This is a genomic window from Bradyrhizobium sp. CCBAU 25338, from assembly GCF_028128965.1.
Lineage (GTDB): Bacteria > Pseudomonadota > Alphaproteobacteria > Rhizobiales > Xanthobacteraceae > Bradyrhizobium > Bradyrhizobium liaoningense.
On sequence record NZ_LFKY01000002.1, the window covers coordinates 111,412 to 126,624 of the forward strand.

Below are 15,213 nucleotides of genomic sequence, written 5' to 3' on the forward strand. Positions count from 1 at the left end.
AGCGAACGACGCGATCCAGACTGCCGCCGCGGAGGAATTCTGGATTGCTTGGCTGCGCACGCAATGACGATGTGGAAGCAGGCGCGTGCCACACTGGGCCGGGAGCTCACTCCGGGCCAATCAGGCCGCATTTCAATCTATTCATGGCCGGCAGACATGGACCCGAACTACGCCATGCCTGATTGCCTTCTTGCGACGACCTCGCCTCGGACATACTCGGCTACGGCAGCACTTTCTTTCAATTTAAGACCAAGGGGAAAGCAATCTGGGCTTGTTAGCGCACTTTCGCTAGCGGCTTGTCTGGTCGGCAATTCCGTACTGGCACAAACTGCGAGCGGACTTGATCCTAGTAACCCCCCTCTGGATCAGGCCAGCAAAAGAGGAAAGACTCCCGACCGGGCCGCAAAGCTCCCGATCGACCTGATCCCTCAGGCAATCCGCCCTCCTGCCCCGGCGCCAGCAGCAGGTCCCGGAGTGCGTTTCGAGAAGCGCGCCAATGCGGACAGGGCTGCTCAGACGAGACCGCAAAAAACCGTCGATCCCTTCCAAAGGTACGACAATCTGCGTGAAAAAGGGTTGTGGTTCCCCATCCCTGGTCCTGCAGATACGATTGATCAGGACAAGGGGGGCGTTAGATCTGCTCTGGCGGACGTCGGCATCGGCTATATCGGGTGGACACATAACTCCTTTGCGAGCAACCAGCTACCGCATGCAGCCAGAAGCACTATCGCAAACCAGCTCTATATGGGCCAGAATCCGACTATCGCGTCGGCGAACCTCATGATCGTCACCTACGATCTGAGCCGGTTTGGCATTGCCGACGGACAGATTGTCGTAGGAGCCGAGCAGCAATACTGGACGTGGGATCGCCCAGGGCCAGATCGAGTGGGACTCAATACGCTCGCCTACTATCAGACTTTCTTCGACAGGACACTAGAACTCAAACTTGGCTACCTCAGAAACCAGAATGAATTCACCGGCACATTGTTCGGAGGGATGACAGGATCGAACATGTCTGCCTTGTTCCAGGCTGGGATGAGCACCAATGCCGCGCCGACGCCCGCGGCCAACTTGAAGTACAATTTTGACGCTCGCTTGTACAACAAGGTCTCCGTCCAGCGCTCAATCAGTCCAGATGGTGCCTATGCCCATATAACCGAGAATCCCACCGGCTTGAAATGGAGCACGGCCAATGCAGGCATCCTTCTCGTCGAAGAAGCTGGCTACAAGAGCAAGGCTGCTCCCGGCGTACCCGACACGTGGCTGCGGGCGGGCGTTGGTTTGAACAGTAGCCGCTACACGAATTTGGCGGATCCCAAGCAACAAAGGGAGACCGGAAATAATTTTCACTACATCGCTGCGGACAGGCAGCTGTGGCAGAGTGACGCCCTTGGGTCGCCGTCTCGCGGCATCTACGGCGGCTTCTCCGTCATGGGAGCTCCACCTGAGCGCAACAGGATCAGCCGGTATTACGAGCTTCGTCTTTACGCGAAGGGACCTTTTGATAACCGGCCCAGTGATCTGATTGCTCTCGTTGCGACCAACACGGCCTGGAGTAAGCTTGCAGTGGATGCTGCTCTGGCAAAAGGCCAGCTTGCGCACCGCGATAGCACAGCAGTCACGGGAACATACATCGCGCATCTCGCTCCGGGGATATATGCAAGCGTCGGACTGTCATACATTCATTACCCGACAAGCATCACACATACGCCCCAAACGGAACACGCACTCAATCTGTTGGTATCTACGTTGATATTCTTCTGATCATGGCAAGCGCCGTTCTGCTCCGACGTTATCGTGACGCATTGGGACCGGACCTTCGCGCCCCTTGAAGCGATCGGCCGCACCTGCGCTAAACGTTCGAGGGAAGCAAATTACGTGGGGGCAACGACCCTTTTTTCGAGGACATTTTTCCAGATTGTCTCGCCTGACAGCAGGTTCACACCCTGCAATCTACGATGGTTTGCGAGAGCCTCCCGATCAGATCTCGGTTACAGCTACTCAGTGTGAGCGGGGTGGCACTCCGAGCATGAGCTGGGACAGATAAGGAATGTCGCCCACGCTCCAGCGAACCGCTAGCGCGACGGCAACAATCATTGTCCCGCGAAATGCAGCCGCGGCAGACCTCATTGTGGGGTCCCAAAGTTCTCCATACTGTATGGAATCCATGAGACGGAATACCGTACCCTGAATCAAGTACAGCACGAGCGTGCTCGGCCCCAATTTCGCGGCGATAAAGCGGACCACCCGATTTGAGTGACCAATATTCCAGCATCGTAGCAGGATCTCAATCATTATCACTGAGGCAGCTGCGGAGCCGAGAAACATCAGGAGAACATTTTTTGCCGACTGCAAATCCTGGACCAAAGCGAGGTTGTTGTAGACATAAGTATCGTTACGCCAGGCCAGAAAGAACATCATAGCCGCTATCGAGGCAGACATAATCAAGAACGGCCTGTGAGAGCGCATTATGCTCGTCCACCGTTCTCTAGACTGCGCAAATGAGAATCCCAGGCAAAAAAACGGGTACATATACTTTATAAGAGGGAATATGGAGAAAGTCAGAGGCGCAAGCACGACCAGAATGACGGATACGAACAAGGCCCAGGGCGACCAACGATTGAAGATCGAAATAGTTTTAGCGAGAATGAAACAAATGAACGCGGCCCAGACGAACCAGTATGTGCCGACGAACTCATTCAGGAACTGCAAAACGGTGCCTGGTGCGTCCGTCGATCGGGGAAACACGGTAAACTTCAATGACGCCAGAAGAGAGCACCAAAACAGCATCGGCACCAGGAGCTGCGTCGCACGATCGCCGATAGCTTGCGTGAACGACTTTACCAGTAGCGCTCGGCAAGAAAGATAACCGCTTATCGCCATAAAGAGGGGCATGTGGAACATGTAGATCCATTTGAAGCATGCCGAATCCCAAAATCCTGCGTTTTGGTAGAGGATATATTGGATCAGGTGACCAACGATCACTAAAATGATGAGAACTCCTTTGATGAAGTCCAAAGCGAGATCGCGATCGTACGCTGTCTCAGGCACAACCTTTCCTGTTACTTGATGTATCAACATCTCGGCACACTTATGCAGCCAGCCGAATACATGCTCGGGGTTGGCCAACACCTATTGTTAAGGGCACGTGTTGCGTAGTCTGTTTGCATGGAAATCGAGATATCAGATGACAGCGGAGACAATTGTCACCGAGAGTCTACGCTCCAATAGCTGACTGTGCGATAAAGACCGAAAGAAAGGGGGAAACGAGCTATACGATGGTTTATCGATTTTTGTCGCACCAAGCTCGCTTTCATCGGCTTCCCTGGTTCAGCGGGACCTTGCACTCTGCTCCCGAGCAGGCCAGGTGTTTGCAGCGCAGCGCGAGGAGACTTTACATAGCGCAATACTGAGCTGCGCGTGAAGGCTTAAGCTATGCGTTGCGAAGTACCGCGCCCGCCGAAGAATTTGGGCCGCCATCAGGAAACGCCTTCGTCAGCAAACTTTCGTTTGGTGGCCATGTTCTTGGCGCTTGTCCATCGCCTGCACTCGGCGCGGTGCTCCATCGATCACGAATTCGTTCGATCTGTAGTAGCTGCGGTTTTCAAGACAAGAATTGTCGGACTATGTGAAAGGATCAGGGATGCAGAAAGCAAGTCCGGGCATGCACCAAATTCGTAGAATCCCTTGGCAGATTCTACGTGCCCCTGCAACAGATCCATCGCCTGCCAAAGGCCTCGCATAGAACGCCTTACGCGAGCTGCCCCGCCGAAAGCCCGATTGCCGTCCTGCTGCCTCTTCAGCCACGTTCAGGATATATGCGCACGCGCTGGCGGCCTTCGCTCTCCTCCAATTCGCCCCTGTAAGGCACTCCGCGGATCTCGAAATAGGTTGGGCGCCCAACTTCGGGCATGATACGCTGGCCTTCGAGGGCGCGGACAAGATAATCCGGCAGGAATCGCTCGCGGTGCTCCCAGCCCCCGCGGATCAGATACCCAAGATCAACGGGCCCCTCACCGGATTGCGCCGCTGGCACGATCGGCCGGGGACGGTGGAGCGACTGAGACGGGCCAGGTTCATCCGGCTGGCTCAGGCGGGGATGATGGATCAGGCGAACATCCCTGCGGCCTCCCGGTCCAAGCGTCGCCGAATAGCGCTCCCCATTGATCACAAACTGACTTGGCCCGAACTGGTTTGGCAGCAGATGGATATTGCCCAATACATCGATCAACACGTCTGAAGCCGCCTGGGAGCCGTGGCGCCAGCCGGCGCCAACGATCGCTCCTATATCCCGCAGCTCCGGAGCCGCCCCTGGCGGTCCTGCGAACGACGAAGCGGCTGCAAATTCAGATGCTGGCGCAGAGCGCGCATCGTCACGCAAGTCGTGCGGTGTGGGTGGATCCAGATCAACGAAGGAATCCAGACCGCCGTAGATGTTTGACGATCGAGGCCTCACGGACGACGGCGATGCGGGGTCTTGCATCTGTTGCCCAAGCCAGGCCCAGGCTCCCTGGCTGGGGGTGGCCGGTGTAGCAGGAAGCTCAAGTGGCGGATGCGCTTGCGCGGCCCAGTGCGGCGCTGGCTCTGGTGAGGCAGGTCCGTGGATCTGCTCGCCAAGCCAGTTCCAGGCTCCGGCGCTCGGCGTCGCCGGGGTTGCGGGAAGCTGCTGCGACGAACCGGCCTGCCAGTGGCTGCGCGGCGGTGGCATCAAGATGTTGGGCCCGTGGACCTGCTCGCCACGCCAATCCCAGGCTCCCGCGCTCGGGCTACCTGGCGTTGCGGGAGGATCCTGCAGTGAATGCGGCTGTCGAGCAGCTTGCCGAGAAGGCTGGCCCGGATCCTCAGGAGGCCTCAATCCAAGCGCCCTGTTCGCCTCCAGGATTTGCGCGTATTGGCCAAGCTTGACCAGATCAGCGTTGATCTTCTTATCCTTGGTTTCGCGCTTGTACTCCTCGAGATCCCGGACAAACTCGGGGGTGGAAAGTCGGCCGGCCATCGGTGGCCTATTATTCGTCTGCAGCCACTCACTCAGCCTAGACATGCGGCGAGCTTGCCTGTCGATCGTCTCCGGCTCGATCCTGCGTGTTGCCTTTTCCGCCGTCGCCCACATGCCGATGAGGGTTGCGTCCGCGCCGTGAGGAGCCAGTCGGCGGAGATCAGGCGCCAGGGCGTTTCCGGCACAGACCTCACGGAGCTTCTTCAAGGCCGCCTTGATGCGCGTACTGCGGTCCTTTGCGTAGGTATCGACATCCTGATCGAGTTCAGCTTCCAGCTGCTCGTTTTCCACCTGCGGGTTGTCCTGCTGCGCGTTTTCCAATTCTCGGCGAATTCGATCCGCAATTGAGGGCCTGCCGGCCGTGCTCAGGCGCACGCTCAAATGGCGCAGATCGGCTGCCGCATTCTTGATCGTGCCGTCGGTGAGCTTACCCGCCGCGTTGTTTCTGAAATCTTTTATCAGCACCTCGTCCGCGTCAGGGACAGGCGCCCCGCGCGTCCGGCCCGGCTGCCTAGCGTAGTCAATGCGAAGATTCGTGGAAAAGGTGTCCGCCTGTCCCGCGTCGCGCGAGGACTTTTCGCTGCTGCTCCCGCCAAAAGCCTTGCCGACTCCCGACTTGAAGCGTGACCATAATCCGCCGTTTTTTCCGCTCTTGGCCGACGCGGCAGACTCTGCGTACGGAAAGCTGTAGCGAGCGCTGCTGAACAGATCATCTCGCAAACTAGGCTGCGGCACTTGCGCCGAAGCGGGAAGCTGAAAGCTGGGAATGTCTACGCTCCGGCGCCTGTCGCCCAGCGCACTCTCTCTAAAAGCCGAGTGCGGCGGCACCCGCATCGACCCGCCGAAATTCTCCCGCCCGACTGCTCGCCCCTCTCCTTTGGGAGCCCGATCAGGCGAACTTGACTTGCTCTCATCAGAGGGATCGAGATGCAAACCCTCCAGCTGCCGTTCAAAATCACCGTGCTCACTTAAGTTGTCCCCTCGCTGCGCGGTCCGCCCCTGCAGCGCGGCGTACTCCCGCATCCAGGCTCCTAAATCGAAGAATGGGTCAACCGGATCCACCCTGCTCTCCTCATGTTTGTATAAGCCCTACAGCAATCGGTACTGCCTGGTAGCAGATCGTCTACGAAGAAAACGATTGTCGATTGTTGTAGCCGCAACCTTTCGGAAAGCTGACGAGATCAGGACATTGCTCCGCGATTAACAGCCTCGCATGGGCGCCGCCTGGCGACAGGACGGGGCACTCCAATTTTTCGCAGCTCTTCGCAGGCCTGTTCCAATCGCCGAAATTCGTAAACCGATAAGACCGATGGATCGCCCGTCGCTTGTGCGAGGAATTCAAGCATCACGGCCGGGTTCACTCAGCCGCGATCCGATGTAACGCGCGCTGGCAGATGGAGCGTCTTAACGAGCTCTCTTAAAAGTGGCGTAACAGCCGAAGCGCTGCCCCTCACACTCCCAGCAGTTTCGTTGCTGCACACCACTCTCAATTATGTCCGCTCGCCTCCATCATTCATCCGAGGATCGCCGTCGTCCCCCCACCGTGAGCGTTTGCTTTTTCTTCCATCGATATGGTTCCATTGGCAGCCAATCTGTGGCACCCCCGAAGAACGCTCCCAGCGACCATCTCGCGGCTTGGCCATCTGTCAGTTGATGGGAGTGAGGTTCGCGCCCTGAGGGATTAGCCCCGACCCCGAAGGATCTATATTCGGCATAATAGCTGGTGCTCAAGTTGTTGGTCTTGCCGGGAGTCCATTCGCGCCAGCCTTCCGCAATGACCTGTGCTTCTATCTTTGTCCACAGGAAGACCACTGTGGCGTACGGCCGCCAGGGGCGGCCAAGCGCGATATAGCGCGCGGCAGGGTCGGCACTTAAGGTGCAATGATCAAAAGCATAGCCGCTGTCCTCATCCGGTGCAGCCTTGCTCTGAGCGGTAAAGACGACCGCTTGATTGGCGATGCCGTGTAACTCACACCGCCGGAACCAGGCCTTGGCGTTGCCAAATACGAAATCGACGTGCCCTTCGATGTAGCAGTTCGAGAAGTATTGCCGTGACATTCTGCCGTTTGGTCCCTTGCCGGCAAACAGCGTGTCCTGGGCTCCGAGCAAGCGGACACGCGTAACGACGTCCCTGTCTCCGGTAAGGGACAGCGCGACCGCCTGCGAGGGTGGATTGACCGGATTGAGGGCGTAGTCGTTCTGGATGGTCAGGTTCTCGAGCCGAAAGTCATCGCCAGTGGCATCCAGCGTAGCCGAGCGGGCGGTTCCTCCTACGTTGATCGCGCTGTCGCCATACACAATAACGGTATCCTCCGGATTGCTACCAGTCCCTGAGAGATGAACACCGGATTTGGAGATTTTGACCTTCTCGCGATAGATGCCTGGCGCGATCTGGACATCTCCGCCTTCCGCCGGCAATGCGTCGATGGCCTGCTGCACGGAGTGATAGTCTGCACTTCCGGCATGCGACACCAACAGTGGCTCAGCGCACGCCGCGGGGATGCAGAAACATCCCGCCAGAAGCACAGCGGAGGAAACGAAAATACGCATGGATCCTACACTCGTTGAGCCAGCGGCACGCTCGACGCAGTCGATAGAGCGTATCTCAGCAGGATAGCCGTCACATTGGACAAGAGATTTTCATCACCAAATCAGAACCTGCACGTCACCTTCGCATTTTTCGGCCCTCCGCAATCGTCGGCCAATTGCAACCAACTCGGGACATAAGGCCGACCTTCGTCAACACCAGTGCCCGGCCCGGACGCGGAACTCACCACCTGAGTTCGGCGCCGGGGGTAGTGCTTACCGATTGCCATCGCGGAATGCCCTGGAACATACCTCCGATCCGCGCAGCGGTTGTGTAGCTCGGCCGGGCAGCGGCGGCGATACGTCAGAGTGATTTGCGGTGACCTTGACATGTTCAACCTGCCAAGTCGCGGAATTGGCAAACCGGACATCTTCGAGTGTCACGTCAAGTTTATGCCCCTCGTCTAAGCCGCGCATCAGCAACACACCAGTATCGCCATGCACGTGACGGAGAACAATTTGCCGATAGACCGGAACCCTCGTGCCTTGTGCGCGCGGATCATATTTTGTATCGAAAGCTAGCGGCCACCGGTTGCCCCTCAGGCACACGTACTCATAAGTCACGCTCTCGACGAGACCGCCTCGACTAACATCGCTCTTGATGCGCAGGCCCGACGTCGTACCATCGAGCGTCAGATTACGCACCAATATGTCTCTGACCCCGGAATTCACCTCACTGCCGATCGACATGCCATGCCCCCAGCCGAAATAATTATCAATGATCGAGATATGGCTGCTCGAGCCATTGTCGCCGGCCTTGATTGCGACGTTGTCGTCACCCGTACGGATCGAGCTATGGGTGATGGTTACATCCTGACTGGCGCCAGGGTCGATACCATCCGTATTGCGGGCATCCGCCGGTGAATCGATCGTGAGGCCCCAAAACGTGGCACCTTCGACCCGGTTCATCGCGACATGAAAATTCGGAGAGTTGCGCAAGGTGACACCGGACAGCGTAATATCCTGCGCATGATCGATCTGGATCAAGCGCGGCGCGTTCTGGTTGCCGCCCTCCGCTTGGGCGCGGCGCGCCAGCTGCCACCAAGTTTCCGCTCCGCCGCCAATCGTTGCGCCGCCCTGACCATCGATGATGCCCTCCCCGTAGATGCCACCGCCACGCGTTTTGGAAAAGCTGATAAACGGCCGGCAACCGTCACCCTTGCCTGCAACGCGACCACATTGTCCGAGGCCTTTGTCGTAAGCAGCAGGCTCGGGGATGGCGGTCAGGATCGCACCGCGCCCCACCCATAAGGTCACGCCCGATTTCATCTCAAGTGGGCCCGACCGGAACTCGCCACGCCCTAAATACACAGCGGCCCCGGAGTGGCATTGGTCGATTGCATCTTGCAACGTGGTCGTATCTTCCTTGCCAGACGGAACGGGGCGATCGCACACCGTATGAGGTGCAACAGGTTCGGTGATAATCCGGCGGTCTTGCGCTTTCGCGGCGGGGACGACAACCATGGAGATAAGTGTGGACAGTAGGGCGCAGTTGCGAAAACGCTTTGTCATTGACCTCCTCGTACTTTGTCACGCATCCCCGCCCCGGCCCTGTCTGGTCTGGAGCGCTAGCTCGATCGAGCCGTCGCGCGCGTCAGTGGCCCGCGCAGGCGCACCCTTTGCGCTTTATTCGACCGAAAACACCCGGCCACAAGAACCGACAGGGCGCTCACTGCACTAGACACCGCAGAAGCTTTGCCGGCTGCTGGTTGAGGGGTTCGCTAAGCGGCGCATCAGCGTCACTTCGAGCAACTGGCGCGCGCCCAGTACGGCCCGGAGCCGAAGCACGCAAGCGCCTGACCCTGACTGCTGCTGTTGAACCCCCGCGCTGTTCTTGAAGCGGCCGCAAGGCCATACCTACGCGCTTGTTCTGCTTCAAGAGCGTGTTAGCGAGCTGAATGTAATCATGATCCTCGCGCGAGACATTCAACCGCGGTTTGCGACCGGGGCGCCGGGCAAGGCCGATTCGATCGGCCACGCGTGCTGGATCCAATTGTTGCTCAAAGGCATCTTCTTCCGCCTGGTTCGCTTGCTGATCGTCTAGAACGGCTTGCTGTCCCGATGGCGGAGAGGCAGCATTGGATATAGCGAAATTGTGCGAGTCCACGCCAGCCTCCCGTCCTGAGATCAGTGGGCTGTGCGTATTCGGAGAAGCTTTCGAAAAGCTGACGACTGGATTGCATTCGCACCGGCAACGCTCCGCCTGACGTCCGGACTTAAGTTGACCGCCGTTAGCCGACACCTCCAGGACCGCATCTTTCCGATTCGGGCCGTGAGCGCATTGATGAACTCGCCGCGCAGCGGGGTGGACGCCTTCTCCGCCGCATCCCGCGCCTGCCGTTCATACTGGCGCAGCTCATTGGATTCGATATCCGAGATGAGCTGCTCCATCCATGGCTTCACCTCCCGCAGCGGCTCGCTCTCCGCGCCAACAAGCATCTGGACGTCGACTACAAAACTTTCTCGCGACGTACGGTGGGCACAGCAAGATACTCGAGCGCATCGAGGGTGCCGTGGTCCGACTTTTGAGCGGCATGATGGACTTTCCGCCTGGCGCCCGCCCCCGCGAGGCACTGCGAGCGATCGGGCTGGAGCGCTTCGCGCCGCCCCTGCTGATCGCGGGCAAGATCGACCTCGGCGGAGCCGACCGCTTGGGAGACATCGTCAGCCAGTATCATTCACGCGATGCCGGACTGGCAGGACTCCTGGCAATCTCGTCAAACGGGACTTCACCTATCGGATTGGCCAGCGTATGCGGCTTGGTGAACCAATGTACCGCGCCGGTTTGCTCGCGGCTTCCTAACATACAATCGCCAGCATGCATAACGAGCGCCGTCCCTTTGTTCGCTAAGTGGGTGAGCACGTAGCTCGCGCTGTCGCGCGGAAACCGCGGAGATAAACTGCGATGAGCGCGGCGCAACTACGCGCTGAGGCTTTCTATCGTTGCGGCTTCGTCTGTGGCGACGTACCAATCTACGACATTAAGGAGAAATAACACGGCATCGGCGCGCACTCCGACTCCCCCGCAATCCCGGTTATCGCGCGTCCTCTTTCCTTGCTCACTGCGCCAGTTGATCTCCATTCCCCTCTCACTCGCCAGCATCGCTCTGGCCTATGGCGACAAAGCGCTCTCGTACAATATCGACCCGGCCTTCAGGTCCCTTGATATTCCCGCCGAGGAAATGGTCAAAATCCTCATGACCGCCTTTAACGGTGGTCATTTTCTGAGAAGCCTTTCCGATAGACGCTCGGCCGCGAACCCAGCCTCCCTTTGATTTCCAAGCCTGACACCATCGATAAGGGCCAGATATTCATACAGACGATCGTCTTTTTGAATGGCCTGGGGTACGCTTTTGTACAGCGGTTCTACCGCCTGCCCCATGTCTTTGCCTTTTGCGTACGGCCAGACATAAATGTACTCTCCTGCGCTGATAAGCAGATTTTTAAGGGGGGCGGCTGCAAAGGCGGTGGGGATGCCCCGGGTCATCGCACCCGGTTTAGCCGGAAAAACGAACTTCAATCCGTGCACCACAAAATTATGGAGATTGCGGCGGTTAGGCTTTGCGTGGCCGGATTCCCGATCTTTGACTGCAAGTCCCGACGAAAGGCTCCGGTTGATCGAGGCATTGATCTCTGTCTTGCTGATACCAAGGGCTGATTCCAGGCTGCGTACTGAGTAAGGGTCAGCGTGATACGCAGCCTCCCCAGGATGCGCATCGCGCTCATTCTTGGCCTACTCAAGGCTCACGAGCTTAAGCAATACAACAAGGTCTTGACTTTTCATACAAATTCGCTTCCGTCCTTTGTCCTAGGACTAAGGACAATGGACCATAGGGCGGGCCTTTCAAGGATAGAACGTACTGCTTTGTGGCCGACAGAGGTCTGCCGCGCCTCCTGGTAGCATCTTCGGTTTGCGGTCACTTCAAATTGTTGCTGCATGGCTCGCGGGTCCACTGGTGTGGAACGAAGGGCGAAAGCTTCCAGACGCATGTAGATCGGCAAGCACTCATCAAGCGCGACCGCCAGCAGACATTCGTCGGATAGCTGTGTCGGATCTAAATGTCCGATGAGTGAAGATATAGCCTCCAGGTCCTTTTCGGACGCACCGTCGCGACGGGCACGAGTGACCTACATGCCGAGAGCTTCATTACCGATTGCGCTCACTGCAGGCTGCATCTCGGCAAGATTGAGCAGATGATCGATATCTCCGGCAAGAAAATTGCGAGAATCGAACGGGTCAGATCTGGGCTTTTGATCTGTGCGACGATGGTCCCGGCCCCATGGTGCAGGAGCCAACGGTTGGACAACAACGCGCGCAACTCACGAATCATAGGATCACAGAAGGCGGCAGCAATCAGCGCTCCAATTCGACCACGCAGCCGCCAAGCGGCTGAAGGCCACAGCCGACACAATCTCCGCGTGAGTTCAGTTTTCAGCGACGGCGTCACGCTCATACCGTTCGCGACATGACCTGCCACCGAAGTTTCATCCAGCCGCAGGTAGAGTCCCCGTTGGGGTTGTAGCGAGACCGAACTTTGGACCACCCAGAACTAGAGTTTTGCGCCGCTGTCACGTTGGCGGGCTGGTCGCGCCGAGGTGGGTTTGCAGCAAAATCGGCGGTCGATTGCCGATCGCCCCATGGGGCCGTTCTTCGTTGTAATATCTGCGCCAAGTCTCCACTTTTTCCTGGGCATCCGCAAGCGACAGGAACCAGTGAGCGTTGAGGCATTCGGCCCGGAAGCGGCCGTTGAAGGCCTCGATGAACGCGTTGTCGGTCGGTTTGCCGGGCCGCGAGAAGTCCAGCGTGACGCCGCGCTGGTAGGCCCACAGGTCAAGATCTCGCGACACGAACTCGCTGCCTTGATCGACGCGGATCGTTGCCGGGAATCCCACTTCCTTGCAGGCCCTTTCCAACACCCCACCACGTCGGTGCCGCGGAAGGTGAACCGTGGCGCCAGCGCCGGCGAGAAGCGGGAGAAGGTATCGATGATCGTAAGGACGCGAAGCTTGTGTCCGCTCGCCAACTGGTCATGGACAAAGTCCATCGTCCAGGTCTCGTTCGACCGTGTGGCCGGCCTGCGATCATCGCGCAGCTTGGCCTTGACCCGGCGCTTGGGTGTTTTGTTGCGTAGTTGCAGGCCCAATTCGCGATAGATCCGCCGCGTCTTGTTCTGGCCATGGCGCCAGCCTTCACGACGCAGCAAGACGTGAACACGACGATAACCGTAGCGGATACGCACATGGCAGATCTCCTTGATCTTCTGTTCGAGGGCAGCCTGGCCGGAGCGACGGGACTTGTAGTGGTAGGTCGAGCGGTCAAATTCGAGAGCGTCACAGGCCCTGCGGATCGAGACCTGCCATTCGCTGCGGACCGCGTCGACCAGCATGCGCTTCCGACCAGGCTTCATAGCTTTCGGCGGATCACGTCCTGCAGCATCTCCTTGTCGAGCGACAGGTCCGCGACCAGCTTCTTCAGCTTGCCGTTCTCCTCGAGCTGCTTCAGTCGGCGCATCTCGGTCGGCAGCAGACCGTCATACTTCTTCTTCGAGTTGAAATAGGTCGCCTGGCTGATCCCGGCCTTGCGGCAGATCTTCGCCAGGTCCGTGACCAAACCTGTCGCCGTCAACGTGCGCGGCGGCAGCTTTCAACGGTCCCATGATCGAGGCGGAAACGCCACGGCTGCATCCGGGTCAACAGGATCATCGACGGTTCGGGATTTGGGCGGTCGTGCGTTGCGTATTGAATTGTTTGGCGCAGAGCTGCGCTGGCGTTCATCGATCGACGATGAGACCGCTCGACGCTCAAGCCTCCGCTCCAGATACGCCAATCCTGCCTTACATTCGGCGACAACCGATTGGGCGCGAAGCAGCTTGACCTTGAGCTCGTCCTGTTGCCTGAGTATTTTCTCAAGATCCCAATCGTTCTGCATTAGCTCATTGACCATCTGCAAGCCCCGATGCAAGGCGGGCACTTAGCTTCAAGAACGCAGGCTCCGCATGTCGCGGATGCCCCACCCTGAGCCATGGGCTAAAGCGATGCCAAGCGATCGTCCTGAGGACGCCTTTTACGCTGGCGTTCTTGTTGAGAACCACCATTCGTTGCGAGCCCCCTTACTGACAATCGGCTTCTGCCCGGCAAACCGGAGCGCGATCCGAAGATGGCAGAGTTCGCGAAGGCAGGAGCACGTTGGGAAAGCGCATGGGGAGACCTCTACCATCGATCAAGCGGACAACTTTCATCTGAATACCTCAACCGGATGCTGAACGAGCATCATAGTCACAGCTGGTTTCGTACATTTTCAAGCAACCGGCATGCCAATGCCGGTTGAGCGTTTTTATGAAGAAACGATGTCGGTTTTACCGCAGCACGTAGTTGCAGACGGTGCTGTTGTCGCGCTTGAAACAAACGACGTCTTGAGCGAGACAGCCAAACCCGCAACCACGAGCGTCCGCGCGCATATTCTAATGAAACTCTGGCAGGACTGGATCGAGTTCTTCCTGCTCGAGCGTCTTGGCTCCATCTTTGGCCAGGTACGCTGCCAGAGCTGCGATACCGGAGTGCGGTGGACATCGAGCGGGTGCCGATTTCTTGAAGGGCACTTGGCCCAAACGCTCGGCAACTTGGACGCTCATGAGGTGGGGACGGATCGGTCGATCGACGGCGCACTCGATGGTGTGAAAGATCCAGGTGCCGTCCGGATCGATGTCCGACCAATGAAAGATCGGCGTCTGTTCGGATACCAATCCTGCGATTGTCCGCAGCGCCTGCTGGGTGGCAAGCGAGGGGTACCCGCCGACATACATGGTCGTTCCTAATCGGCCGGGGTCCGCCTCGGCGATGTGCCGGTTGAAGCTTGCGAAGTTTTCGATCGTTAAAACGTAGGCCGGCGGCTCCCGGAACCGGACGCGATCTGCTTCCTTGGGAGTGATTCCGAGATAATGCGGAGATATTCTGGAAAGATCGGCTCCGCCGAGGTCGATCTTGCCCGCGATCAGCAGGGGCGGCGCGAAGCGCTCCAGCCCGATCGCTCGCAGTGCCTCGCGGGGGCGGGCGCCAGGCGGAAAGTCCATCATGCCGCTCAAAAGTCGGACCACGGCACCCTCGATGCGCTCGAGTATCTTGCTGTGCCCCACCGTACGTCGCGAGAAAGTTTTGTAGTCGACGTCCAGATGCTTGTTATCGAGGATCGCCTGGGCGAGAACGAATGCGTGGCGCAGCGTGTCGACGTCGGACGAACCGAATCCATGCCACGTCTTACCCCGCGCCCACACCTCTGCGATTTGAGAGCCGCTGTTCTTCAGGGACTCGTGCAGCGCCGCCCCGGCTACAAGCCGCACGGCGGCATGCTCCGCGATGCGTGAGGCCGGGGTGCGGCCGAGATATCGGTATAAGATCTCCGCCGAGACCAACCGCACGTGCGCCACTTGGTCTCGGTTCGCGCCACGCCCCCAGCGAATGGAGACCGCGCCGGCACTTTCGGCTTCCCTGATCTGTTTCAGGAAGGCGTCCGCCGCGACTACTGATGGGAAGGCGGGGTAGTCCGGGTGGGCGATCGGGCTTGCGGCCCCGGCCTCGAAGCGGTTGAGCAGGTCGTTCAACAGGCCGATCGCATCCGTGAAACGCCGAGCCAT

At 58.5% G+C, this 15,213-nt stretch carries 10 protein-coding genes and 1 pseudogene; 2 read left to right on the forward strand and 9 right to left on the reverse strand.

The window, feature by feature from the left end; all coding sequences use genetic code 11:
* The first annotated feature begins 474 nt into the window (after positions 1 to 474).
* Complete coding sequence (locus ACM42_RS02085; protein WP_271526454.1) at positions 475 to 1,764, forward strand: carbohydrate porin; 1,290 nt, start codon at positions 475 to 477, stop codon at positions 1,762 to 1,764.
* A gap of 237 nt (positions 1,765 to 2,001) precedes the next feature.
* Here ACM42_RS02085 and nolL read toward each other — a convergent pair whose 3' ends face one another.
* The 4 genes from nolL to ACM42_RS02105 all read right to left on the reverse strand — a co-directional run bounded on the left by nolL (position 2,002) and on the right by ACM42_RS02105 (position 9,094).
* Complete coding sequence (nolL, locus tag ACM42_RS02090; RefSeq protein WP_271526921.1) at positions 2,002 to 3,081, reverse strand: nodulation factor fucose acetyltransferase NolL; 1,080 nt, start codon at positions 3,079 to 3,081, stop codon at positions 2,002 to 2,004.
* A gap of 718 nt (positions 3,082 to 3,799) precedes the next feature.
* Positions 3,800 to 6,058, reverse strand: coding sequence for a hypothetical protein (locus ACM42_RS02095; protein ID WP_271526455.1), 2,259 nt, complete (start codon positions 6,056 to 6,058; stop codon positions 3,800 to 3,802).
* Between the two features lie 447 nt (positions 6,059 to 6,505).
* A complete protein-coding gene (locus ACM42_RS02100; protein WP_271526923.1) occupies positions 6,506 to 7,468 on the reverse strand; it encodes a pectinesterase family protein in 963 nt (320 codons plus the stop codon).
* A 330-nt stretch (positions 7,469 to 7,798) separates the two neighbouring features.
* Entirely contained in the window at positions 7,799 to 9,094 is a 1,296-nt protein-coding gene (locus tag ACM42_RS02105) for a glycoside hydrolase family 28 protein (protein ID WP_271526456.1), read from the reverse strand.
* A 322-nt stretch (positions 9,095 to 9,416) separates the two neighbouring features.
* Between ACM42_RS02105 and ACM42_RS02110 the strand changes: the two genes are divergently transcribed.
* Positions 9,417 to 9,626, forward strand: a complete 210-nt coding sequence (locus ACM42_RS02110; protein WP_271526457.1) for a hypothetical protein — start codon at positions 9,417 to 9,419, stop codon at positions 9,624 to 9,626.
* A gap of 83 nt (positions 9,627 to 9,709) precedes the next feature.
* On the opposite strand, the gene ACM42_RS02115 is transcribed toward ACM42_RS02110, so the two are convergent.
* The 5 genes and pseudogenes from ACM42_RS02115 to ACM42_RS02135 all read right to left on the reverse strand — a co-directional run bounded on the left by ACM42_RS02115 (position 9,710) and on the right by ACM42_RS02135 (position 15,213).
* Positions 9,710 to 9,973: a hypothetical protein gene (locus tag ACM42_RS02115; protein ID WP_128948411.1), complete on the reverse strand. Its 264-nt coding sequence runs from the start codon at positions 9,971 to 9,973 to the stop codon at positions 9,710 to 9,712.
* Positions 9,974 to 10,671: 698 nt separating this feature from the next.
* Complete coding sequence (locus tag ACM42_RS02120) at positions 10,672 to 10,803, reverse strand: hypothetical protein (RefSeq protein ID WP_271526458.1); 132 nt, start codon at positions 10,801 to 10,803, stop codon at positions 10,672 to 10,674.
* The gene (locus tag ACM42_RS38445) at positions 10,800 to 11,102 is read right to left on the reverse strand and encodes a hypothetical protein (RefSeq protein WP_333920993.1); all 303 of its coding nucleotides are present in this window, start codon (positions 11,100 to 11,102) and stop codon (positions 10,800 to 10,802) included. Before ACM42_RS38445 ends, ACM42_RS02120 begins: the two co-directional genes overlap by 4 nt.
* A gap of 1,049 nt (positions 11,103 to 12,151) precedes the next feature.
* Positions 12,152 to 13,181 (reverse strand): annotated as a pseudogene (locus ACM42_RS02130) (IS3 family transposase); the annotation flags it as partial.
* Between the two features lie 862 nt (positions 13,182 to 14,043).
* On the reverse strand, positions 14,044 to 15,213 hold the full coding sequence (locus tag ACM42_RS02135; protein WP_271526459.1) for a Wadjet anti-phage system protein JetD domain-containing protein: 1,170 nt from the start codon (positions 15,211 to 15,213) through the stop codon (positions 14,044 to 14,046).

What these genes read in the sequence shown, in the direction of transcription:
- ACM42_RS02115 (WP_128948411.1), bottom strand. Translation starts at nt 9,973, where the DNA reads ATGGAGCAGCTCATCTCGGATATCGAATCCAATGAGCTGCGCCAGTAT.
- ACM42_RS02135 (WP_271526459.1), bottom strand. Translation starts at nt 15,213, where the DNA reads ATGGCTCGGCGTTTCACGGATGCGATCGGCCTGTTGAACGACCTGCTC.
- nolL (WP_271526921.1), bottom strand. Translation starts at nt 3,081, where the DNA reads ATGTTGATACATCAAGTAACAGGAAAGGTTGTGCCTGAGACAGCGTAC.
- ACM42_RS02105 (WP_271526456.1), bottom strand. Translation starts at nt 9,094, where the DNA reads ATGACAAAGCGTTTTCGCAACTGCGCCCTACTGTCCACACTTATCTCC.
- ACM42_RS02120 (WP_271526458.1), bottom strand. Translation starts at nt 10,803, where the DNA reads ATGACCACCGTTAAAGGCGGTCATGAGGATTTTGACCATTTCCTCGGC.